The following is a 23265-nucleotide window of genomic DNA, read 5'->3' on the forward strand; positions in this document are numbered from 1 at the left end:
TTATAATGAGCACCGTGTTTGATCGGCAGCATCATTATTTTGATTGGTATCGGTACAACCCTGTCAAAAGTATAGCCTCAAATGACTGTAAAAATGTGACAGTATTAGACTCACTCAACCCAATCTCATCTTGAAATATGCAACAGTGGGAGCAATATGAACAGTATTGAAAAACGCGCCATAGCAGGAATTGGTGGTATTTTTGCTTTACGCATGATCGGACTTTTTATGATTGTGCCCGTGTTTTCGGTATATGGCACCAACTATACGCATGCCACGCCATTGCTCATTGGCTTGGCGGTCGGTATTTATGGGTTGGGTCAGGCACTATTTCAGATACCGATGAGTTTGGCGGCGGACAAATTGCCACGTAAGCCAATGATTTTTTTGGGCTTACTCTTATTTGCAATTGGTGGTGTGGTAGCTGCGACTGCAGACAGTATTTATCAGGTCATTATTGGTCGTGCGCTGGCCGGTAGTGGTGCGGTATCAGCAGTGTTGATGGCACTGCTTGCGGATGTGACTCGTGAGCAGGTGCGTACCAAAGCCATGGCAACCATGGGCTTGACTATTGCAACCTCGATTATGTTATCGTTCGCTCTAGGGCCAATGATAGTTGCTTCGGTTGGTATGTCGGGTTTGTTTTGGCTTACTTCTGTTTTTGCGGCGCTGGCGATGTTGCTGTTACTGGTCGTGCCAACTCCGATGCGGGTATTGAAGCACAACCTTGATAATAAGTCGATTGGTGCACAGTTAAAGGATGTGTTGGCCATTGGTGATCTCAACCGTTTGCATGTGGGTATTTTTGCGCTGCACTTGACCATGACTGCTATTTTTGTGATTGTGCCACATCAGCTGGCAGACGTGTTAGGGCTTGCCGTACGCCAACAAGGCTTGGTGTATTTGCCGTTATTGTTTATCGGTTTTGCTATTGCGATTCCATTTATTATTATTGCTGAAAAAAAGCGCAAAATGCGGCAGGTATTTTTGTCAGCAGTGGCATTAATGGCTGTTGCCTTATTTAGCTTGGCGGTGGGTAGTCAATACAGTGTCGGCTTGATTGTTGGGCTAGGGTTGTATTTTATTGGCTTTAACTTATTAGAGGCGACCATTCCGTCTTGGATTTCCAAAAAAGCACCAGTAGCCAATAAAGCGACAGCGATGGGGATTAACTCATCCAGTCAGTTTTTGGGTGCATTTTTTGGTGGCGCGCTAGGTGGGCTGTTGCTATCACAAGGCACGTTTACGGCTTGGGCCATTTTGGGTGCGATCATCGCCGCGGCTTTATTGCTTATTGTGCCTATTTCACAACCGCCTTATTTGACCAGTACCACATTGGCGATTCCAAAAGGCGCGGATGTGTCTCAGTGGTCGCAGCAAATGATGCAAATTGGCGGGGTTGATGATGTGGTAGTGATGGCAAAAGATGGTGTCGCTTATTTAAAGCTTGATAAACAAAAGCTTAGTGACGATTCACGACAACGACTGTCGCAAATGACAGATACGGTGCTAGATATTTAATAAAAAATTCTGTAGAGTGGCTGAATATGTCATTTAGTCAGATAGTGTTAATAATAATTCATATACTTATAACAAGGAAAAATTATGAGCGGTGTTAATAAAGTAATTATTGTTGGTCGATTAGGTAATGACCCAGAATATAAGCAATTTTCTAACGGCGGTGCAGTAACTAATATATCGGTTGCGACCTCTGAAAAATGGCGTGATGCTCAAGGCCAACCGCAAGAGAAAACCGAGTGGCATCGCATCACGTTATTTAACCGTGGTAATTATAAATTAGCGGATATTGCCAACAATTACCTACGTAAAGGCAGTCAGGTTTACATTGAAGGCAAGCTAGAGACACGTAAGTGGCAAGACCAGAATGGTCAGGACCGCTATACCACTGAAATCCGTGCAGACCAAATGCAGATGCTAGACAGCGCTAATAAACAGCAACCAGGTAATGGATTTGGTAATGGTCAAGGTCAGCAGCCAGGCGGCTTCCAAGGCCAAGGCGGTGCAGCAACGGGTCAAACTGGTTTCCAAGGTAATAATCCTGTTGGCCAAGGTGGTTTCCAACAAAATCAAGGCGGTGCAGCAGGGGGTAATCAAGCGCCTGCTAACACACCAGGCCAGAATACTTTTGCGCCAAATCCAGCGCAACAGCCTCAGCAGGGTGGGTTTAATAATCAAACCACGATGCCAGCGGCCGGTGGTATGACCGATACACCAAAAGATGATGACATTCCGTTCTAAATCTTATAAATAAAATAAAGTTCATAACAAGAACCCCTGTAGATTTACAGGGGTTCTTTTTTTTCGCGTCAATTTGACGGATAAGGAGGGTGTTACTCAATAACTGACGGTTACAATTTTTTAAAGGAATCGTCTACAGTGAAATAAACATTAGTGCTACTGTCGTTAATAATCCATATATTAATAACCCATACACCATTATCAATAACTGCTTACAAATAATGAGTGACCTAACTTGGACTTAAAGAGTGGTTGAAACAACCATAAAACACAATAATAATGAGGAGAGTGCCATGAGTAAGATTGCAAGCTCAGATGCCATGATGAAGGTATTATACGACTGGGGCGTAAAGCGAATATATGGTCTACCTGGCGGCTCATTTGATTCAACCATGAATGCCATTCATAACTGGCAAGACAAAATACAATATATCGGTGTGCGTCACGAAGAAGTGGGCGGCCTGGCAGCAGTAGCGGAAGCAAAACTAACTGGCAAAATTGCGGTGATGTTCGGCTCGGCAGGACCAGGTGCAGCACATTTATTAAACCCGTTGCATGACGCCAAGCTCGATAACATTCCAGTATTGGCTCTGGTCGGTCAGGTACCCAGCGACAAGATGAATACCGACTTTTTCCAAGAACTGCCAGAAAACCCAATGTTTTCAAGCGCCTCTGTTTATAACCGTACCGTGATGACGCCAGAGCAGCTGCCACAAGTGGTGGATACCGCCATTCGCAAAGCATTTGCCAAAAAAGGGCCAGCAGTGGTGGTGATTCCTAAAGACTTTGGTTGGGCGCAGATTGAAGATAACTATGTGTCTTCTGCCCAAAAATATAGCACCCCACAATGGCAGATGCCAGCCAAGAAAGAGGACGTAGAAGCCACGCTTGATCTACTTGAAAAGGCGCAGCGACCTATTATTTACTTCGGGCGTGGGGCGCAAGGCGCAGCCGATCAGCTGCGTGAATTGGCTACCATACTGAAGCTGCCAATGGTGTCCAGTTATTTAGCAAAAGGCATATTAGAAGGTGATGAAGAGTTTTATATGTTATCAACCGGACGCGTGGCGACCAAGCCAGGTGTTGATGTGGCACGTGCCGCAGACTTCGTTATCTTTGCTGGGACCAACTTTGAATTCCCGATGTTCTCAGAAGAGGCGACCTTCGTCGATGTTAATTTACAGCCTTCAGTGATAGGTGCCAGACATCAGACCAAGCTCGGTATTTTGGCAGATGTGCCGACTTTTTTAGATCAACTGATTAAAGCAGCTAAAGCCCGTTATGGCAATGACGGTGCTCAATTTAATGACAAAGCGATCAATCATGATGCTTGGTATGATGCGGCAGTAGAAGATAAGCAGCAGTGGGACGCTTGGTTACAAAAACGTGCCGAACGTACCGATAATCCGGTTGGCTTTGAACGGGTGTATCAAGTTATTAATCAGTTGGCGGCCGATGACGCTATCTTTGGTGTGGATGTGGGTAACGTTAATATTGCGGTTGCCCGATTATTAAGCTTGGGCGGTGAACGCCGGCAGGTCACCTCGCCACTGTATGCCACTATGGGCTTTGGCATGCCAGCCTCAATTGCGGCAGCGCTTGAATACCCTGAGCGTGAAGTATGGAGCTTATCAGGTGATGGCGGAATAGCCATGGTGATTCCTGATTTGGTTACCCAAGCTGAGCATCAATTGCCGGTGATGAATGTGGTATTTACTAATAAATCACTGGGCTATATCGAAGCTGAGCAGGATGATACCCATCAGCCACATTCTGGAGTGAAGCTGCAAGATGTAGACTTTGCCAAAGTGGCAGAAGGGTTTCAGGTTGCCGGGCTGACGGTACATAAAGCGGAGCAGCTCGAGTCCACGTTAAAGCAGGCTAAGCAAGTGATCGAGTCAGGTAAACCGGTGTTGGTTGATATCAAGATTACCAATGAGCGTATGCTGCCAGTAGAGCAGTTCCCGCATCGCCGTTCGGGTGAGCCTGATGTGATTGCTGATTTTGATAAGTTTGTGGCTCACTTTGAAGCCGAAGCGCTTGAACCGTTTGGTGAGATTTTAGATCGTCATGGGGTCGAGAGTTTTTAAGCTAATTTGTTAATCAATAAGGCTTTACGCTCATAACGTTGTTAAGTCTGTAACGTAAAGCTGAATAAGATGAAGTCGATAAAAGCTCGAAGATTAAAAACACTGAAGAGAAAAATATGCGCTATTCAAAACTGATAAAACTTGGCACTGTGGCAGCAGCATTGTTGCTGATACCTCGGCGTAGCAGTCGCCGTGCTGATCAGCCGCCGCAGTCGCGCAATCCAAATAAGTCAACAAAGACAGCGGTTGATGCTGATAAGGTTGATAATACGGCCAGTAACATGGATGAGAATTAAAATAGCGCTGACAGCTAAAGCAGTGTTTATTACCAAATTAAAAGCTATTGTTTAAAGCGACTGTTTAAAGTAGCTTTTTAAACTAACAGCCCTCAATACTATCGAGGGCTGTTTTTAACGCACATAACTTTTGGATAAACAGATTTAACTGCTGTTGAATCAAATTTTTTAGACAGACGGTTTGAGTTAAATTAAACCCATAGACGCCAAGTCTTCATTAATCTGATCAACCACTTGCTGGACGTCTTGCTGCGTTAATAACGGATGCATACAGCAGAATCTTAATACGGTTTTGTTATGCAACATAGTGGTGTAGTAAATGGCATTGTTTCTTTGAGTCGACATCTCAGACAGCTTTTTATTAATCTGATTTAGCTGTTGCTCGCTGTGTTTGCCATCATTAAAACGTATATTGACGATGCTTAACTGAGCAGGTGACACAATCTCAAAGTAGGGCTGCTGGCGAAATAAGTCCTCAAAGTGCTGCGCATTTTCAAAACCTTTGTCGATGGCCTTACGCATCTCTTTTAAGCCAACACGCTGTAAGGTATACCACAGGCGCATCCCTCGGGCCGGCGCGGTCAGCTCGATACCCATATCCCAGAAGTTAATGTTGGAATCATCCGATTGAATGTCGGTTAAGTATTCAGGGTTTTCGCTAAAGGTACGCGACATGGCTTGGCGGTCTTTACAGATGACGACAGCGCAACCGTAGGTTTGAAACAGCCATTTGTGACCATCCCAACTGATGGAGTCACTGCGCTCAATGCCATCGAGCAGATGACGGTGCGAGGATAAAATAGTGCTGGCTCCATAAGCACCATCAATGTGTAGCCACATATCGTGTGCCTCACTGATGTCAGCCAATTTATGTAACGGATCGATTGAACCGGTATTGGTTGTGCCACAAGAACCAACAATTAAAAAAGGAATAAAGCCATCGGCTTTGTCTTGTTCGATTTGCTTTTCTAAATCGTCGGTCATCATTTGAAACGCATCATTGGTCTTTACTTTGCGAATATTGGCTCTAGGAATACCCATGATGCGAATGCCTTTGGCCACTGATGAGTGGGTTTGATCCGAGACATAAACTGTGCCTTTGAGCAGCTCATCTTCCTTTAATTTTTCATCGCGCGCCACAATAGAAGCAGTAAGGTTAGCCATTGAACCGCCAGAGACAAACAGTCCGCCCAGCTCTTTGACAGGGTAGCCAATTTGCTCACCCATCCAGTTCATCAGCTTCTTCTCAGCAACCGCCATGCCTTCGCTTAAGGTGTGACTGCCGCCATAAGGCGAGTAAAATGAGTTGATGGCTTCACCAACCACAGATATCGGCGATAGGGCTAATGGAATAAATGAGAAAAATCTGGGATGACTTTGCTTGGTACGATGTTGATAAACCAAATTATTGAGCTCATGCATCACCGCATCGGCAGATCTGGGCTCTTCTTGAAAAGGAATATCTAACAGCGTTTGTTTTTTATCCTCAGGGAGCGGGTTGACGATACTAGAGTGCGCGGTATGAATTTGGTCTTCTACCATCAGCGGCATGAATTTGGTTAAAGTCGCTTTGGCTTCTTCCCAGTTAAATAGGGTAGTGTCGTTAAGATTAGTAGCAGAATTATTAGATGGGCTGTTAGAAGAATTATTAGATATATTATTAGAAGAATTGTCTGAGGTCATAATTATTGCCTTACCTTAAATGAATACGGTCACTAAGCGAAACGCTTAAAAACGAATATCTTAAATAAAAAAGGCCATCAATAAGTTGGCCCGTTTTATAGAATAATGTTTAGAAATCAGTTTAAGGCACTATTATAACTCAGCTATCACTCAGAGACTTTTGCGCTTTCAGTGAGGTGTTGTTATTTTATAGTGACTGGTTTATCTATTGAACTGCTACTATCCATTGAGAGATAAAGTAAGCAGTTTTTAGCAGAATATTTTCAATAAACTTTAACTCACTATCAAATTTAGGCACATATATCATTCACGCTCAAAACTTTTAAATATTAAGGGTGTAATCCATTATTATGTCAAACCGCCAAGATAATAAAGACGCTCAGCACAATAGGTACAATCAAGGTATAGACGCTGTAACTCGTTATCCGTTAATAGACACGCATACTCACTTTGATGATTTTGTGTTTGATGACGATCGACTACAGCAAGCGCAGACTGCGCATCAATCAGGCGTGCAGAACCTATTATTAATTGGCTATTTGGCCAAATACTTTGATCGCTTAATACAAACCCAGCAGCAGATGCACGAGTGGCAGCAGCAAGCAATAGCGGTGCCGCAAGCTCATTTAACCTCAGGGCTACATCCTGCCTATATTGCAGACCATAGTGAACAAGATTTAACAGATTTGGCAGACTTTATTAAGTCGCATCATCATATTGCAATCGGTGAGATTGGTTTGGATACCTTTACCGATGAGCTAAAGACGGCAGAGTCTGTGGAAAAGCAAAAGCGCTTTTTTAAAGCACAACTCGACTTAGCAGTAGAGCATCAGCTGCCGGTACTGCTGCATATCCGTAAAGCGCATGCTGAGTGTTTGGCGCTATTAAAACAGCATGAGTACGATGCGCATAAATTGGGCGGTATTGCGCACAGCTTTAGTGGTGGCGAGCAAGAAGCCAAGGCGTTTGTGAAGCTTGGTTTTAAGCTTGGGGTCACCGGTCAGGTCACCAATCCTAATGCCAAAAAGCTGCGCCGGGGCATTACTGAGGCGGTAAATGAGTATGGCATTGAATGCTTGGTATTAGAGACAGACTGTCCGGATATGACGCCGATATGCTGTCAGCATGGCGATAAGCCAACCCGTAATGTGCCTGCTAACTTGCCTGCGGTATTGGATAGCCTCAGTGAGCTACTTGAGGTAGACAAGTCGAAGCTGGCCAAGCAGTTGTGGCAAAACAGCTGTGATGCATTGCGAGTAGACTGGGCCTATCCTGAATAGCTGTTTTTATTGTAATAAGCAAAACAGAATAAATTAGCGTATTTTGTAGAGCGGCTATTGGGTAAAATAGCGGCCTAACTTATTATTAACTTATTTTTTTATTTATTGATTTAGTCAGTGATCACCTGACACTATAGGACAGAACGCCTTATGACCAATCCAATTTCTGATCAGCCACAAGATAACAACCAATACGACCGCCGCTTTCAAGGCACGCGTACCCTGTATGGTCAAGACAGCTTCGCAAATTTTGAAAAAGCGCACGTGATTGTCATCGGTGTTGGTGGCGTTGGTACTTGGGTGGTTGAAGGCTTAGCACGTACCGGTGTGGGTAAGCTGACGTTAATTGATATGGATGTATTGGTCGCGTCAAACGTCAATCGTCAGTTGCCTGCGCTAGACAGTACCTTTGGGCGCAGTAAGATTGAATCAATGGCAGAGCGCGCTGCGCAGATTAATCCAAAGCTTGAGCTTGAGTTGGTCGATGACTTTTTAACCACAGAAAACGTCGCTGAATTGCTGCCAAGCCGTCAGCAGGCTAAGCAGATGCTGGCAGAGGGTAAGCGTGTGGTTGTGCTCGATTGTACCGATGATATGTCGGCCAAGCTTGCCATCGCATTGCATTGCCGATTTAATAAGTTAAAGCTGATTTGCGCCGGCGGTGCTGGTGGTAAAACCGATCCGCTACAAATTACCGTCAGTGATCTAAAAGACACTTACCAAGACCCATTATTAGCACGTATGCGCACCAAGCTGCGTAATGAGCATGGGATTAATAAAGAAATGAAAGAAAAGTTTGGTATTAAATGCGTCTATTCGACCCAGCCGCCGATTGTGAATAAGTCGGCAGACGGCAGCTGTGCTGTAGGCGGTCTGCACTGCGGCGGCTATGGCTCTGCGGTAGCTATTACCTCTGTGGTAGGAATGGTGATGGTCAGCGAAACCTTAGCGCTGCTTAGCAAGTAACCAAATAAAAAAGTATTGTGGATAGCGTGGGTGCCAGCTTGGATGTCGCCACGCAAAACCCACGAATAATATCGTATCTTTAAAACCGCATGATTCGTAGGTTGCTGTCGAGATACGAGACCTAACTTTCTCCAACTATTATCCAGTAATAGAATATCTTCTTTATCCTGTAAGGGCTGACGCTTTTTTAAGGTGTTAACGGCTTTTGCAATGCCTTGCGCTGAGGCGACAGTCTCGCTAATAAGGTACTGGGTAGGGCACAAAAGCGGCCCATCATCATATCAGCCAATGCCTGGGCGCACAAAGGCGCGAATGCATAGCCCTTAGATCCCATCCCACTTAGCGTCCAAATCAAGCCGTCCTCATCGACTGGCCCAACCAAAGGATGATAGTCTGGGGTTTGCGCACGAATACCGACTCGTGCCTGCCAACCCTCAAGCGCACTGTCAGCCAATACCTCTGTAAGCTCTGGAATGGCAGTGATCAGCTTGTCATGATTGACTTGGTGTTCAGACTCACGAATGTCCGTCTCTGTCTGATTGCGCACAAAGCTAGCACCTAACAAAAAGGTAGGTGTATCAGGATGCACTGGGTTAATAAGCTCATCACCAGCGGTTGGCGTAAAGCGGGCGCAATAACCGCCATATTTCAACGGCAGTTTGGGTAAACGCTCTAGCTGCTCGGCACTCGGTTCAAACCAAGATAGCTGGCCACGAATTTTACGGAATTCAAAAATACGCTCATCTAGCGCTTTACTGGCAAAGGCAGCAGCAATAATCACCGCATCTGCCGTTATTGGTGCTTGCCCCTGACAACTGAGATGTACTTGTTGTGTCTCTGTTTGATCAGGGTTGGCTGCAACTGGCGTTATCTGTTCAATATTTGCTTGCACAAAATTAATATTCGGATGACTTAATACTTTATCAGCCAGCGCACGCGGGTTGACCAGTCCCGCTTGTGGTAAATACAGATTATGTTGCAAGTCTTGATGGGATAAGCCGCTGACCTGCTGAGCATCTTCATGGCTTAAGGTAGTGGCCATTTGCTGTGGATAGTCAGCAATTTGCTCGACACTGACATTGGCTTTGGTTAATAAATCCAACGTTGCTGTGGCACTAAGGATAGGATCGGTCGTCTGGTTGCCTAACTGTTGGTTGTCTAGCTGTCGATATAAGCGCTGACTGTATAAGTAGCTGATGCTGTGCAAGTGCTCAGCCACATGTGCTAGCGGTGTCATTTTTGGTGCTAGCAGCGCGCGTGGGTTGCCAGAAGCGCCTGAGAGTGTGGCATCTTTATCGATTAAGGTAACCTGCAATCCGCACTGCGCCAAGCTCCATGCTGCCATTAGTCCAGAAATACCTGCACCAATTACGGCGACCTGCTGATAGTCCTTTTGGTTAATATTAGCTTGATTGTTTAGATGGTCGTTGAGCGAGCTGTCTGTTTCTGCTTGTTGGCTTATTTCTGCTTGGTCTATTTGTGCTTGCTGCGTTATTTTTTTACCAGTTTCTGTTTGCTGGCTTTCTGATTCTGATGCAGACGGCTGTTGTGGCTCAGACTGAGTAACGATGGCGGTAACCATTTCTCGTTTACGTCCAAAGCCTTTGACTTTATTAACGCTAAACCCTGCTGCAGCCAACCCTCTTCTCACCACACCAGCACTGCTAAAGGTCGCCGCTGTGGTCCCAATGGTTGATAAGCGTGCGATTTGGGCAAAGATTTGCTGCGCCCACAACGACTCATTGCAAGCTGGGGCAAAGCCATCGAGATACCAAGCGTCGATATAAGGGGTAAGCGCATAAGGGGTAATCGCTGACGGGTGCTGACATGGCCCTGGTTCTGATCCAAGCTGCTGTAAGCTGTCAGCGGCATCACCAAGCCATAAGTCTAAGGTCACATCTGTTGCTAAGTGCAAGCGATGACAGCCCGCCACTAAGGTTGGATACAGTGCCAATAGTTGCTCGATATAAGGCGCTAGGCTAGCATCTTCTTGTTGCCAACTGGCCAGACTTCGACTCAGATCTTCATGGGTCAGCGGAAACTTTTCGGTACTAATTAAATGTAGGTGTGGGGTTGGTGCGGTAGTGTGTTCTAGTTGTTGAGCAAACTGCTGCTGCGTTTGACGCCACAGTTGCCATGTCACCAACACATTTAGCCCTGTGCCAAAGCCCAATTCGGCAATGGTAAAGTGTGATTTTTTATGATTCGCTGTGAGCAGTGGTTGATTTTGGTTTTGCTCATCATGCTTATTTTGTTTATCAGAGCTGTCAAAGTTTTCAGGAACATTAGAGTGTTGTAGCGCCTGTTGAAACAGCTGCTCAAAGCGAGCTGGCAGGTTATTTTGCTCAACGAACACATAACGTGACTCTGCCAGACCATCGACCAAAGAGTAATACACATCACCGAACACATCAGACACAGGCACCAAGTGACCTTGCTCATCGGCACGCCACGATAGCTTTGCAGGGGTTACTGACGACACTTCGTGATTTGCCTGCTGCGTCTCTTTGCTCATCTTTTACTCTCCAGCTAACCATCTGACAATGACTCTACCAGTAACGCGTCGTTAGTGACTAGGGATAAACGTCTCGCTTAACAACGCTTATCAATGCTTACCAACGCTGCTTACCAACGCTGCTTACCAGCGCTCACGACGACCGAAGATAAAGCCGCCCAATACCAAGCCCAGAATAAAGGATACCCCAACACTGAGCGCACCATACATAAACAATAGCCCACTGCGCTCATTAATCAATACGTTGACTCGGGTTTCTAGATCGTTGACATCCCGTTGCAGCTGCGCATTTCGGCTAAGCAGCTCTTGATTGGCATCAGACAACTCATTATCACTGGGCTGCATGCCACTGGCCAGACTATTGGGGTTGTCTAGCGCATTGGGGGCGTCAGAATCTGCTTCTGGATTGGCAGCATCTGCAGTGTTGTTTTGGCTAAATGGGCTGTCTGCTTGCGGTGCTACTTGCGGGTCTGCCGGTTGTTCTTGTTGAGTAGCGTCAGTAACCGCAGCGGCAGTGATGGGTGTCAATGTCGCTGTGCAGGCCAATAGCAAAAGGGTAGCCAAAGGTTTAGCGGCAGCAAAGCGGTGAGCAGGTGCCGGTGCGCTATGAGTAGAGTGAGCAGTGCAGGGCAGACGTGTTGCAGGCATGATAAATTATTCCAGAATTAGAAAATTGACGTGGTTTTAAGGCAGGACTTGAACAAAGGGGCGAATATCGACATGGCTGTAGACACCGGCTTTTAAATAAGGCTCTTCATTGGCCCAGTCTTGCGCTGCTTGTAGGCTATCAAACTCTGCCACAATCAAGCTGCCTGACATGGCCTCAGCGCCGTGTTCAATCGGGGTTGGGCCAGCAAGAATAATACGGCCTTCTGCTGCCAGTTGTTTTAAACGGGCCACATGCTCAGGGCGGGTTTGTTGTCTAAGCTCAGTTGAGTTAGCAACATCATGTCCGACAATCATAAAAGCAGGCATCGAATACTCCAAAAGTGAGATAGTGATGAATGAGATAAAGGATAAGTAAGTGGTTAAGCTTTTATTATATTAGTAGAAGGGCTTTGGGTTTGTCTTAACGCTTACCCGAATTTTCATCGGTAATTTCAGGGTTAACGTGATTCTTTAATACCACAAACTGACCGATTAGGAAAATCAGCATAAACGGAATCCAGCCCCAGGTTTTAAAATTCACCCAAGTCTCTTCGCTGGTGTGGAACGCAAAGTAGTATTGTAGCGTTGCCATAAAGATAAAATAACCGGTCCAAGCGTAGGTCAGCTTGTTCCAACCAGATGGGGTCAGTTTAAAGACGTTTTTCATGCCCATCTCTAACAAAGGTTTGCCAATAAATACGCTGACCAATAATGCAATGGCAAACACCCCATTAATCACCGTTGATTTCCATTTTAAATAAATATCATCATGGAATAACAAGGTTAAGCCACAGAACAAGACGGTTAATACCAAAGTGATGGCTTGTTGTTTGGTTAATTTACCTTTTTGGGTCACCAGATGCACAGCAGCAACCGCCACAGTGGCAATCAAAATGGCACCAGCACCGGCTAAGATGCCTTGAGTTTTGGCCACGATAAAAAAGGCGATTAACGGAACTAAATCTAGCAATGCTTTCATAGAACTCACAATAAATAGGCTAAAGGGGTTGCGGAGGGCTTGTGGCGATAGTTTACACGCCCAAGCCGTTAAAAAAAAGCCAAGGCCGCTGTTTTAATAGAATTGACAATAGGTGTTGCTATTATTTTCACATCAACGATGATTAAGCGTTACAATAGCGTATAGAGTCGAATCAATAGAACACAACAATACAGAATATAAAACATGGTTGATAGTAAAACACAACAGTTAGTCAAAAACAGCCACGCCAACTCCCTAAGCGATGGCAACCAAACCGCCTCGCAGCCACAACAAATTTCTCAGCGCGCAACAGCCTATCAGCGCATTGATTTGCACAGTCACAGTACTTGCTCTGATGGCAGCAACAGCCCAACTCAGTTATTACACAAGGCGCATGAGGCCAATATCGATATTTTTGCATTAACCGATCACGATACCTTATCGGGTATTGCTGAGGCCAAAGCAGAAGCCGAGCGCTTAGGTATCACTCTAATTAATGGGGTAGAGATCAGTTGCCAGCATACGCTCACTGGCGGTTACGGTAAAAATAAAGCCAAAGACAAAATCATTCATGTATTGGGTCTCGGTTTTAGTGACTTTGAGCAAATGAATGCAACCTTGACTCACATTCAGACCAGTCGCGGTAACCGTGGGCGTATGATTGTCGAGAAAATGGCTGAGCTGACTGATTTTGAGTTTGATGAACTGTGGACGGCGGTATTGGCCAAAGCCGATGGTAATGCTGATGCGGTCGGACGTGCGCATATTGCCAAAGTACTGTTAGAAAAAGAAATTGTGCCAACCATGCAAAAGGCATTCGATAAGTATCTGGCTGATAACAAGGCCGCTTATGTGCCGATTGAAACCTTAACTATGCAAGAGACGATTGATCTGATTCATCGTTGTGGCGGCAAGGCGGTATTGGCGCATCCAACCCGCTACAACTTATCAGCGACACGTGTTCGCAAACTGATTGCTGAATTTGCTGAGCTGGGCGGTGATGGCTGTGAATTACCGAGCACCGATGAGCCAATTAGTAAGCGCCGCATGGTCGATCGCAGCATTGCCGAACATGGGTTACAGGTCTCGACTGGTAGTGACTTTCACGGCACCAGCATGCCATGGCGTAAGCTTGGTGATGTGCCACGCTTAGCCGAGGGGCAACAGTTGGTCATCGCTGATATGCTTGAAATGCTCAGCGCGTAATCTGCATGGTTAGCTATTCGGTTGCTGTTTAACTGTCCAATTGCGCCACTAAATTTGCCAACACGCTGGTCGCAAAGCTGCCAGTTGATAAGGTGAAATCTAACACAAGGGTGTTGTCAATCTCATCCCATGACCAGTTCAATTCGCTAACCGGTAGGCGTAGAGCTCGGCGCATGGTTTTGATTTGTTTGTTTTCTAAACCCTGTGCCAGACGCTGTAAAATAGGGTCGTCACTGACAATTCGTTGCTCTAACGCTTGAGCCTCTGCACTGACTTTATCATTATTAATACCCCATAATGGCCCGGTTGGATGAATGTCACCGCTGGCGAGCCTGTCGTGTATTTCCTGATCAATCTGCTCAACCGTAAACACCGAACCTGAGCCATCCAAATTAAACACATCACCTGCAAGCGCTGTATTCCAGCTGCCATCGGTTACCCGCTGCGCCACGACTTGGTTAAAAATAGCGCTGCGAGCAGAGGACAGCAGTAAAGATTGCAAATCACGGCTTTTTTTCGGATGCGGCTTGCGGCCATGAATGGTGCCTTGCTCAAACCATTCCAAAGCAGTGGCAATATTGTTGCCATCATGTCCAAAACGCTGCTCACCAAAATAATTGGGCACGCCTTGAGTTTTTATTGTCTCTAAAATACTATCAACCGCTTGCTGGTCTGCAAATACCAAGTCCTGTAAGCGAATCAAAAAGCGGTTGGCTTTATGCGCCCCTTTATGCAGCTTTTTGCTGTGCCAAACTTGCTCTAATACTTCCAGCGCTTCTAACGAACTATTATCATTAGTATTGTGAGCAGTAGCACGGTTTTGATGAATAAATTCGGCAAAACCAAACTCTGGTAACTCACCTTTGGGAATACGTAAGCTAAACCATTGCGTGGTCACTGCCTGACGGTCTTTGAGTCCAGAGTAGCCGACATCACGGCTGGGTATTTTCGCCCATTTAGCCAATTGCTGTGCCACAAACAAGGTATTCATTCCGGTCTTTTTAATCAGCAACCACAGATGCTCACCCTCACCACTTAAATCGATGTCTAATACCTCATCGACCTGAAAGTCACTGGGTGTTTGCTTAAACGAGGCACTGGCAATCGGTGCCGGATAAGGTTGAGGTAAATCGCCAGTATCAGTCAGCTTGCTAATTTGAGCTTGAGTAATATCAGGAGACCGATTGCTATCAATAGGCTGTGCGTTTTGGTTTGTTGGTTCAGGGTTAGTCATAAAAAACTCGGATGATAAAAATAAAAATTGGTCGATAAACAATAATCGATTTGATAGTGCCAGTTTAAACTAAAATTGAGTTAAATTAGGTAAGCGTATTTACGTTAATGCTATTTTTATTTGATAACGGTCAATGCTTTAATAAGGAGTTAACTAAATGACGCAACTTATATTACGCGATTTATCTTTAAGCGTTTAAGCTTTTAACTGATTATTATGGAGCTGCTATGTCTCGTTCAGATTTGTTTTTACGTCAAGCCACTGCCGAGGATGCTGAAGCCATCGTTGAGCTGTTAAATTTAACCTTTCGTAGTGATGTCGGCTGGACCAATGAGTCGAGCTTGGTCGGCGGTATTCGCACCACAGTGGCGGAAATCAAATCCATTTTGGCAGATCCAAATAATTACTTCTTTGTCTATCCAGAGCTTAAAGCAGAAAATGAAGAAACCGGTAAGATATTAGCGAGTATTTCTGTCACTTTTAAACGTGAGTCTAACAGTGCCTATATCGGCTTATTTGCGGTAGACCCAAGCCTGCAAGGTCAAGGTATTGGTCATCGGGTTTTAGAAGCCGCAGAGACTTTCGCGACCCGTCATTTAGGTACTGACAGCGATAAGGTACGCCTAACCATGAGTATCTTGTCACAGCGCCCTGATTTGCAAGCCTATTATGAGCGCCGAGGCTATCAGCTGAGTGGCAACAGCCAACCTTTCCCAGTCGATAGCAATAATGGCGAGCCTAAGGTGGCAGATTTACGCTTATTAGAGATGGTGAAGCTGGCCGAATAAAGTGTGTTAGCGGCTAAAACATATCCGGCTCATTAAAGTGATTGGTGGTCACAAACATCAGCATAAACAGTAAGACCATAGCAAACAGCAGCACTAACAGCGTTAATAACAGATAGTTTGAGGTAAACACATCTGAGCCGGTAATGAGCAGAATAAATGCCAATAACGCAGAGCCTAAGCTAAATATAGTCAATATATGTTTGCCAATCTTAATCAGCCATCTTAGCGGATAAACGTAGGAGCCAAGGGTCATCAGCAATACAGGTAGCATGGGCGCAAGCCAAACCAGCGGCGAAATATCACCAGGTTTGGGTACCAGATAATCAAGACTGTCAGTGAGTTCAAGCGTCCAAGGTAGGATGGTGGTAAACAGTATCAGGCAAAAGGCACTCACCCAAAGGATGTGCTTTAAATGAGCCGGACGCATAAAGCTGGTCAGCGCTAATAGTGCGCTACAGCCAGCAAGATGGGCGCCGTAATAATAATTAAATACTGTTGCGGACATATAATCAGCAACCACGGGATAACCGGCCGATAAACCCCATAACAGCAGACTGATAGCCGCCCAGCCAAACCGAATGCGTTGACTGACGATATTATGTTCTGGATGTATCAGATAACCCACATACAGCTGCCAGTATAAATAGGTCAGGCTCAGCACAGTCACCACGCCGATATAATCATATAATGCCGAGTGGTAGGGGAATATTAATGCCAAATTTGCAATGACTGCGCCAACCCCAATGCTAATAAGCACAAAGTCTGTCCAATGAATCATCCCAAAGGGAGTCAGGCGCTGCTTTAATATCAGTAGCTGTGGATAATTTAGTTGTTTGTTGTCTATGGCATCACCGGCAGCTTCGGACAGCAGCTCTGTTTGTAACCCATTAAGCTGAGCATTTAATTCAGGCGCTGATATCGGGAACCAGAGCCGCTTAAAAAACTGCCAACGGTCGGGTGCTTTTCCATAAGGCAGGCCAAAATCCCAATATTGATATACCACAGGGTATGCTTTGGCCATGTATTTTTGAAACTGTAGCTTGTTAATGAAGTGAGTGCTGGCGGAGTAGCCTTCCTCGATCTGCTGCAGTAAATACCAAGGGTAATCCGGCTGCTGCCAAACATCAAAATATTGTTGCCAGTTAAAATGAGATTTGGCCAACGCATAAGCAGTGGGATAGGCTTTAATGTGGTCATCAAAGAATATAATCAGCGCTTTTTCGTAATCTTCTAATGCATCGAGTGGAAAGTCTTTAAGTTGCTCAAATTGCTCGGTTAAGCAATGGGTAAGCTGGCTATCGGTATCAGCATAACTGTCCTTTCCTTCCTCGTTCACACGATCAACACAGTTTGCCCACTGCTGGTGCCACTCGATGAGTTGCTGCTGCGCTTGGCGTAACACATTGATATTTTGGTTACTGTGCTGTGTCGACTCAAGTTGCTCAGTTGGCTGGAAATAATAATGATTATCCTCAATGACTAGGGTTAATTTATCAATAACAGTCGAGTCAATCGCTTCGTTTTCATGGTCTAAATTATTTAAAACGGCATCATCAATAACATTGTCAACATCATCATCAGTAACTTCTTGATTAGAAGTCGCTGAGCTTACAGGATGTGCTAGGTCAGACCTAGATTTGCCATAGTTAATATCATTGTCAGCGCCATCAGCTTCATCGTCATAATCAAAGTCGTTCTGGTCTGTTGCCCAAAACAAACGCTCATCCAATGCTTGCTCATAAGCCTCGCGCACTGCACGAAAGCCGGCTGGATTTTTATCCGGTTTGTTCTGCTTTAATTTCAGCGCATAGGCCTTTTTAATTGCTTTGTCATCCGCTGTCGGCGCAATGCCTAGGATATCCCAGCAGCTTTTGTTCATGGTTGAATGCTCGATGTGTGCGTATTAATCATATAAGGCCTGTATGGGTTATTGATTTTGAGCAAAGTTAAAATAAGCAATGGCTTTAAAGGTCATCAGCATAATCATAATAATGGCTGCCGCCAACAGTAACGCTGAAAACACAATACCATGATCTAATAGGGGCACAACCAAGTTAGTCATCAAAATATAAAACATAAATAACGGCACCAGCAGCAAGTAATTGCTTAAGGTATGACTAATGGTAGCCAATAAGTCTGACTTTCTTGACAAAGTGCTGAGCGCCACAGGTAGCGTTAATAGCAGCCAAAAGATGGGACTGATACTGATAGCGTCTGCAGCATTAACCGTGGTGATGCTGCCTGTCATTTTAAGATGAAAGGTTGCCACAATGAATAATAATAAGATGGCAATCAAGTTAATCAGCTGCTTGGATACAGGCTGTGCATTTTTTAAATTTAGCAACAGAATGAATATAAAGCCGCTGCTATGTAAGGCTAAGTAGTGGTCTGACGCATCAGAGCTAATGACATGATTGGCATACAATAAGCCATATACCAACAAGCTGACCACAGTCAGTATCCGCAAAAAGGGTATCAATAAAGGGTTGCTTTGAACAATATCAGGCTCAGTGTTGTGATTTTGATTGAAATCATGTGCAGCGCTGAGGGTAATAAGGCTCAGCTGCGTTTGCCAATACAAATAACACAGGCTGATAATAATCCAGCTACTGATGCCATCGATTAGGGCATTTTGATAGTCAAACACCCAGCCTAACAATTGAAACAGCATCCAACATAGTAGGCCGATAAGGATAAAGTCAATCAGCTGTATCGCTGTAAAAAATCCCAGTCGTCGCTCAAGATTGAGCAGCTGCGGATGATGGCGCCAATCTTTTGCGTCAGTATAAGGAGTGTTTTGTTGCCCGTTAGCTGGGTTAGTATCTGGGTCAGTGTCTAGATTAGAGTGCACATAGCTGTCTAACTCTTGGATTAATCCTTCAAGCTGTTGCTTTACATCGTAAGCGGTATGCGGCCATAAAAACCAGATAAAAAACTGCCAGCGACTGGGCACACTATGCTCAGGCAGCTCAAAATCCCAATAGCGATATACCATGGGGTATTTGCTGGCGATATACTGCTGAAAGCTGACCGGACTTTGCAGATACAATGGGATATTGAGACGTTGATCAAGCCAGTTAAGGATGGACCAAGGATACTGATAGTTGTCCCAACTATCGAGATGTTGCTGCCAGTTAAAGTGCTGCTTTGCCAGTTTATAGGCTTGCGGATATTCGCTTTGCTGCTGATCAAAAAATACAATCAGTGCCTCTTCAAAGTCATCGACCGTATCAATGGCACTAAGCGCTAATTGGGAGAATTGATGTTGTAAGCACTGGGTTAGCTTTTGATCAGCGAGTTGATTGAACTGTCTACTGGAAGAGATTTGATACTCTGAGCTGTCATCGTCGATAATGCTGTTTTCAGTTTCAGTTTCAGTTTCAGTTTCAGTTTCAGTTTCAGTTTCAGTTTCAGTTTCAGTTTCAGTTTCAGTTTCAGTTTCAGTTTCAGTTTCAGTTTCAACATTAACACAGTCTAACCACTCATTTTGCCAAGCAGACAATTGCGACGCCTCACTGTCAACTGGGTTGTCCAGTATTTGCTTATTTAATGTCTGGCTGTCTAGACGAATCTCAATAACTTCTGGGCCAGACCCTGATTCTGCAGTTAATGATTCTGAATTTAATAATGAGTCTAATTGTTCTGCTGTGAGCCGATTGTCATTGTTTTGAGTATCGTTATTTTGAGTATCGCTGTTTTGAGTGGTGCTGTCTTGATTATCATTATATTGAGCGAAATCGTTTTCTTTAGTGTCAGTTCCAGCTCCAATATCAGTTTTGTTTTCAGCATCGATGTCAGTATCAGCCCAGTCGTCACTATCATCTTCTAGTGCCAGCCAATAACGCGCTTCGAGTGCCTGCTCATAAGCCTCGCGCACCGCACGAAAGCCGGCAGGATCTTTATCTGGCTTGTTCTGCTTTAGTTTAAGCGCATACGCCTTTTTAATCGCTTTTTCATCGGCGGTGGGCGCTATGCCTAGGATATCCCAGCAGTTTTCAGTCATGTTTGCTACTCAAGCAGGTCAGAGGTCAGGGCTATCAAATCTAATTAGAGCAATTAAAACCACTCATCTTTTTCAAATTGGTCCAAGCTATTTTGCAGTTCGCTATTGGCTTGACGTATTTTGATCGCATCTTGGCCATCAAGTACAGATTCATACCAACCAATCAGGCGCGCCAATTGCTCACGCTCAAAGCCAAGACGCTGGGTATATAGTCGTTCCGCTCGAGCCAGTAAATTGCGGTTTTCGGCTTGATCACGCGGATGAATCTTTAATTGGCTAAGCTTTTGTCTTGAGCGCTGCATTTCAGCCTCATCAATGTGCTTAGCGCCATTTTGAATCACTAAGTTATATTGCTTATCACTGCCTTCAACATCGATATCAACTTCAAGCAGCCCATTGACGTCATACGAAAAGCGCACATCGATGGGTAGCTGCTTGGCTTTACCACGATATTGTGCCGGCAGCTTAATGCTCATCTCACCAATTTTAATATTATCTTGGGTTAGACGGGCTTCGCCTTGATAAATATTAAACTGCACTTCAGTTTGTCGATCATCGACCGGATAAAAGGTGTGCACCTTGCTGGCAGGAATTACCGTATTGCGCTCAATAATGGGCGCAAATACCCCATGCTGATATTGGTGATTACCAAGCTCGATACTGGTATCAACGCCCAAGGAGTAGGGTGACACATCGGTCAAAATCACATCATCCAGCGCGGCATCTTCTGCAACCAAACCGGCCTGAATAGCGGCACCAATGGCAATGGTCTCATCGGGATTTAGGCCGACTGAGGGGAAGCGGCCCAGTAAGCGGGTCATCAATTGACGAAATAACGGCATACGCGTGGCGCCGCCAACCAATACCACATCATCGAGTTCTTTGATACGCAGCTTGGCATCACGAACGGCACGCTCAATCGGCTGACGAAAGCGTTGTAGCAACGGTTCGGCCAGCGCTTCATAATCACTGGCAGTGACTTGCCACTCATAAGCGGTATCATCAATAGTTAAGCGCAGTGTGGTGCTGTTGTTGCTGCTCAGCTCACGTTTGCCATTTTCAGCAACCGCATACAGCAAGGGCAAGTGTGGTCGCCAAAAGTCAGCATTGAGCTTAGGATCAATGCTTTGTTGATGAGCGATAAAGCCATCGATCAGTATTTGAGTGAAGTCTTCGCCGCCAAGGGTGTTGTCACCGGCGCTAGCACGCACTTCCATAATGCCCGAAAACAGCTCTAGTAAGGTGACATCAAAGGTGCCGCCGCCTAAATCTAGTACCAAAAACTTACGATCATCGCCGCTTTCATGTAAGCCATAAGCCATGGCCGCAGCGGTCGGCTCATTTAGTAGGCGGCGCACATTAAGACCGGCCAATTGAGCGGCATTTTTGGTCGCTTGGCGTTGATGGTCATTAAAATAAGCAGGTACCGTAATCACCGCATCAGTGACCGGGCAATTTAAATAGGCTTCGGCATCGGCTTTGAGTGTGCTTAATAATAAACAGGACAGCTCTTCTGGGCTAAATTTATGTTGCCCCTGACCTGGCGCTAAGTTTAGGCGATATACCTTTTGGCTGCCCATAAAGCGTTTGAATACACTGGCGGTTTGATGCGGGTGACTAATTAAACGTTCTTTAGCCGCTTGACCGACTAAGATAGAGCCATCGCTATCGACACTGACCACAGACGGGGTAAGAGGACGACCCAAGGCATTTGGAATAAGGGTGGCGCTATCATCTTGCCAGACAGCAACTAAACTGTTGGTGGTGCCTAGATCGATACCGATGATGGGGGAGGATGTGCTGCTCACTAAAAAGTCCCTATTTTTGTTGTCGCTACTTTGTTGGTTATCGCTAAGCCAATATTATAGTCAAATTTAAATCATAACCGCAGCTTAAAATCGCTCATCGAGGGTCTGCAAATTGTATTTAATCGCCTCAAAGCAGATATTGGGCTTAAAGCCACGGTATTGCAAAAAGCGCAGCTGCCGAGCTTTGATTTTTTGATCGGTTGGAATCTCATCGCCATATTTTTTGACCCGCGCTTCAACCGCCAAACGCAGCCAGTCCACGCCCTCAACCAGATCGTTATCCGAGACCACATCGACAAAGGCCTTATTGTCATCCATCGCCATATCTATCAGCTCATCGATGTTGGTGGGCATGTCGACTTTGCGTTTATAAAAGTCATTTTTGATACGCACTCGGCCATAACGCTTACGGATACCCTCACGGATTAACATGATGGCGGTTCGATAGTCGCTTTGATAGCCTTTTTCACGGAACTCTTCCAACAGTGCATCAATCCTTTCAGGATCTTGGTCTTTAGCAATCAGCTTGTCTTTGAGTTCTTGCGCTGAGTGTTCCCGGCGCGATAGATAATAAAAGGCGAGCCAACGCAGCCGGCTTTCGGCTTTAATCGCTTCTTTTTCAGCTTCTCGTTGCTCAGGTGTTTTTAGGTAGGCCTTTAACGCTTGTGGCAGATTATCGATTGAGTTATCAACTGAGCTATCCGTTGAATTATTATCTACTGAGCTTGATGCTGTGGTTGGCTGCGACTCTGATTCTGATGAGATTGTTGAGTCGAGCTCAGCGTTTTGTTCAGCTTCCGCTTCTGCTTTGACTTGTGCCAATAAGCTTTTGATGCTGTTGGGATCGACTTCTTTGACCGGCTCTGTCAGTTCTATCTTTGGTTGATAGGGTGAGGCAGGGTGAAACTGTTTTTTCCTTTTCGATTTGCGGCGTTTGCCATTTGCTGTAGAGGAGATTGCTGTGCCAAGCGTGAAGTCCTCTGCGCTGTTTGAGTCCGTATTATCTAAGTTATCTAAATTATCTAAGCTATCTAGATTATCAGTGGTTGTATTGAGTGAGGTATAAGGGTCATCGCTTAAATGGGACGCAGCACGACGCCGAGCAGCTGATGAGTGTGCCCAGTTTTTTTTATTAGTAGAGTATTGCTGTTGCTCGGATTGCCCAGTTTGTTGACTAGATTTGACAGCTTTTTTATTTGGTTTTTTGTTTGCTCTGTTATCTGGCCTTTTGTTTGCCCAGGGGTTGCGATTGTTATTATCGGTATTATTAGACTTGTTCGATGTCTGTTGCTGCTTGTTGGGCTTATTTTGCTTAGTGGGTTTGTCCGAGTTTTCAGCAAGTATTTGCGCGAGTGTTTTTATCTCCATGGTATTTTATATCAAACCTCAACGGCTTAAATCAAAAAGGATGAGCACCTGTGACTCACAAAGTACCCATCCTATCTTAACTAACGATCATTATAGTCAGTAGTCACTAATAGCTCAGTGCGGTTATTAACCAAGTGCAGCT

18 protein-coding genes are annotated in these 23265 nt (G+C 45.1%); 8 read left to right on the plus strand and 10 right to left on the minus strand.

The window, feature by feature from the left end; translation table 11 throughout:
* Nucleotides 1–156 precede the first annotated feature (156 nt).
* The 4 genes from A6J60_RS10020 (at nt 157) to A6J60_RS10035 (ending at nt 4645) form a co-directional block, all read left to right on the plus strand.
* A complete protein-coding gene (locus tag A6J60_RS10020; protein ID WP_096065864.1) occupies nt 157–1521 on the plus strand; it encodes an MFS transporter in 1365 nt (454 codons plus the stop codon).
* 84 nt (nt 1522–1605) lie between these two features.
* The gene (locus A6J60_RS10025; RefSeq protein ID WP_096065865.1) at nt 1606–2259 is read left to right on the plus strand and encodes a single-stranded DNA-binding protein; all 654 of its coding nucleotides are present in this window, start codon (nt 1606–1608) and stop codon (nt 2257–2259) included.
* A 293-nt stretch (nt 2260–2552) separates the two neighbouring features.
* The gene (gene spxB / locus A6J60_RS10030; RefSeq protein WP_096065866.1) at nt 2553–4349 is read left to right on the plus strand and encodes a pyruvate oxidase; all 1797 of its coding nucleotides are present in this window, start codon (nt 2553–2555) and stop codon (nt 4347–4349) included.
* A 116-nt stretch (nt 4350–4465) separates the two neighbouring features.
* Nucleotides 4466–4645 carry a hypothetical protein gene (locus tag A6J60_RS10035; protein ID WP_096065867.1) on the plus strand — a complete coding sequence of 60 codons (180 nt, stop codon included), beginning with the start codon at nt 4466–4468 and terminating at the stop codon, nt 4643–4645.
* 186 nt (nt 4646–4831) lie between these two features.
* On the opposite strand, the gene A6J60_RS10040 is transcribed toward A6J60_RS10035, so the two are convergent.
* Nucleotides 4832–6328: a pyridoxal phosphate-dependent decarboxylase family protein gene (locus A6J60_RS10040; RefSeq protein ID WP_096065868.1), complete on the minus strand. Its 1497-nt coding sequence runs from the start codon at nt 6326–6328 to the stop codon at nt 4832–4834.
* 350 nt (nt 6329–6678) lie between these two features.
* Here A6J60_RS10040 and A6J60_RS10045 point away from each other — a divergent pair, with 350 nt between their 5' ends.
* Nucleotides 6679–7608 (plus strand): TatD family hydrolase, encoded by a 930-nt coding sequence (locus A6J60_RS10045; RefSeq protein ID WP_096065869.1) that lies wholly within the window; start codon nt 6679–6681, stop codon nt 7606–7608.
* A 150-nt stretch (nt 7609–7758) separates the two neighbouring features.
* Complete coding sequence (locus tag A6J60_RS10050; RefSeq protein WP_096065870.1) at nt 7759–8574, plus strand: ThiF family adenylyltransferase; 816 nt, start codon at nt 7759–7761, stop codon at nt 8572–8574.
* Between the two features lie 187 nt (nt 8575–8761).
* On the opposite strand, the gene mnmC is transcribed toward A6J60_RS10050, so the two are convergent.
* From mnmC to ispZ, 4 genes are all read right to left on the minus strand, one after another.
* Nucleotides 8762–11089 (minus strand): FAD-dependent 5-carboxymethylaminomethyl-2-thiouridine(34) oxidoreductase MnmC, encoded by a 2328-nt coding sequence (gene mnmC, locus A6J60_RS10055; protein ID WP_096065871.1) that lies wholly within the window; start codon nt 11087–11089, stop codon nt 8762–8764.
* 123 nt (nt 11090–11212) lie between these two features.
* Entirely contained in the window at nt 11213–11737 is a 525-nt protein-coding gene (locus A6J60_RS10060) for a hypothetical protein (protein ID WP_096065872.1), read from the minus strand.
* 36 nt (nt 11738–11773) lie between these two features.
* Nucleotides 11774–12064 carry a YciI family protein gene (locus A6J60_RS10065; RefSeq protein ID WP_096065873.1) on the minus strand — a complete coding sequence of 97 codons (291 nt, stop codon included), beginning with the start codon at nt 12062–12064 and terminating at the stop codon, nt 11774–11776.
* 94 nt (nt 12065–12158) lie between these two features.
* Complete coding sequence (gene ispZ / locus A6J60_RS10070) at nt 12159–12716, minus strand: septation protein IspZ (protein ID WP_096065874.1); 558 nt, start codon at nt 12714–12716, stop codon at nt 12159–12161.
* Nucleotides 12717–12920: 204 nt separating this feature from the next.
* On the opposite strand from ispZ, the gene A6J60_RS10075 reads away from it, so the two are divergent.
* Nucleotides 12921–13922, plus strand: coding sequence for a PHP domain-containing protein (locus tag A6J60_RS10075; RefSeq protein WP_227526118.1), 1002 nt, complete (start codon nt 12921–12923; stop codon nt 13920–13922).
* Nucleotides 13923–13950: 28 nt separating this feature from the next.
* On the opposite strand, the gene truD is transcribed toward A6J60_RS10075, so the two are convergent.
* Entirely contained in the window at nt 13951–15156 is a 1206-nt protein-coding gene (gene truD / locus A6J60_RS10080) for a tRNA pseudouridine(13) synthase TruD (RefSeq protein ID WP_096065875.1), read from the minus strand.
* Nucleotides 15157–15383: 227 nt separating this feature from the next.
* On the opposite strand from truD, the gene A6J60_RS10085 reads away from it, so the two are divergent.
* A complete protein-coding gene (locus tag A6J60_RS10085) occupies nt 15384–15944 on the plus strand; it encodes a GNAT family N-acetyltransferase (RefSeq protein WP_096065876.1) in 561 nt (186 codons plus the stop codon).
* Between the two features lie 13 nt (nt 15945–15957).
* On the opposite strand, the gene A6J60_RS10090 is transcribed toward A6J60_RS10085, so the two are convergent.
* The 4 genes from A6J60_RS10090 to A6J60_RS10105 form a co-directional block, all read right to left on the minus strand.
* The gene (locus A6J60_RS10090; protein ID WP_096065877.1) at nt 15958–17823 is read right to left on the minus strand and encodes a DnaJ domain-containing protein; all 1866 of its coding nucleotides are present in this window, start codon (nt 17821–17823) and stop codon (nt 15958–15960) included.
* A 48-nt stretch (nt 17824–17871) separates the two neighbouring features.
* Complete coding sequence (locus A6J60_RS10095) at nt 17872–19947, minus strand: J domain-containing protein (RefSeq protein WP_096065878.1); 2076 nt, start codon at nt 19945–19947, stop codon at nt 17872–17874.
* A 53-nt stretch (nt 19948–20000) separates the two neighbouring features.
* Nucleotides 20001–21755 (minus strand): Hsp70 family protein, encoded by a 1755-nt coding sequence (locus A6J60_RS10100; protein ID WP_096065879.1) that lies wholly within the window; start codon nt 21753–21755, stop codon nt 20001–20003.
* 84 nt (nt 21756–21839) lie between these two features.
* Nucleotides 21840–23123, minus strand: a complete 1284-nt coding sequence (locus A6J60_RS10105) for a regulatory protein RecX (protein WP_096065880.1) — start codon at nt 23121–23123, stop codon at nt 21840–21842.
* Nucleotides 23124–23265: the final 142 nt, after the last annotated feature.

It is taken from the genome of Psychrobacter sp. FDAARGOS_221 (assembly GCF_002313155.2).
Lineage (GTDB): Bacteria > Pseudomonadota > Gammaproteobacteria > Pseudomonadales > Moraxellaceae > Psychrobacter.

Bases quoted from the DNA above. Each gene is read 5' to 3' on its own strand.
- A6J60_RS10060 (WP_096065872.1), bottom strand. From the start codon at position 11,737: ATGCCTGCAACACGTCTGCCCTGCACTGCTCACTCTACTCATAGCGCA.
- A6J60_RS10075 (WP_227526118.1), top strand. From the start codon at position 12,921: ATGGTTGATAGTAAAACACAACAGTTAGTCAAAAACAGCCACGCCAAC.
- A6J60_RS10040 (WP_096065868.1), bottom strand. From the start codon at position 6,328: ATGACCTCAGACAATTCTTCTAATAATATATCTAATAATTCTTCTAAC.
- spxB (WP_096065866.1), top strand. From the start codon at position 2,553: ATGAGTAAGATTGCAAGCTCAGATGCCATGATGAAGGTATTATACGAC.
- truD (WP_096065875.1), bottom strand. From the start codon at position 15,156: ATGACTAACCCTGAACCAACAAACCAAAACGCACAGCCTATTGATAGC.
- A6J60_RS10050 (WP_096065870.1), top strand. From the start codon at position 7,759: ATGACCAATCCAATTTCTGATCAGCCACAAGATAACAACCAATACGAC.
- A6J60_RS10035 (WP_096065867.1), top strand. From the start codon at position 4,466: ATGCGCTATTCAAAACTGATAAAACTTGGCACTGTGGCAGCAGCATTG.
- ispZ (WP_096065874.1), bottom strand. From the start codon at position 12,716: ATGAAAGCATTGCTAGATTTAGTTCCGTTAATCGCCTTTTTTATCGTG.
- mnmC (WP_096065871.1), bottom strand. From the start codon at position 11,089: ATGAGCAAAGAGACGCAGCAGGCAAATCACGAAGTGTCGTCAGTAACC.
- A6J60_RS10085 (WP_096065876.1), top strand. From the start codon at position 15,384: ATGTCTCGTTCAGATTTGTTTTTACGTCAAGCCACTGCCGAGGATGCT.
- A6J60_RS10045 (WP_096065869.1), top strand. From the start codon at position 6,679: ATGTCAAACCGCCAAGATAATAAAGACGCTCAGCACAATAGGTACAAT.
- A6J60_RS10090 (WP_096065877.1), bottom strand. From the start codon at position 17,823: ATGAACAAAAGCTGCTGGGATATCCTAGGCATTGCGCCGACAGCGGAT.
- A6J60_RS10095 (WP_096065878.1), bottom strand. From the start codon at position 19,947: ATGACTGAAAACTGCTGGGATATCCTAGGCATAGCGCCCACCGCCGAT.
- A6J60_RS10065 (WP_096065873.1), bottom strand. From the start codon at position 12,064: ATGCCTGCTTTTATGATTGTCGGACATGATGTTGCTAACTCAACTGAG.
- A6J60_RS10025 (WP_096065865.1), top strand. From the start codon at position 1,606: ATGAGCGGTGTTAATAAAGTAATTATTGTTGGTCGATTAGGTAATGAC.
- A6J60_RS10105 (WP_096065880.1), bottom strand. From the start codon at position 23,123: ATGGAGATAAAAACACTCGCGCAAATACTTGCTGAAAACTCGGACAAA.
- A6J60_RS10020 (WP_096065864.1), top strand. From the start codon at position 157: ATGAACAGTATTGAAAAACGCGCCATAGCAGGAATTGGTGGTATTTTT.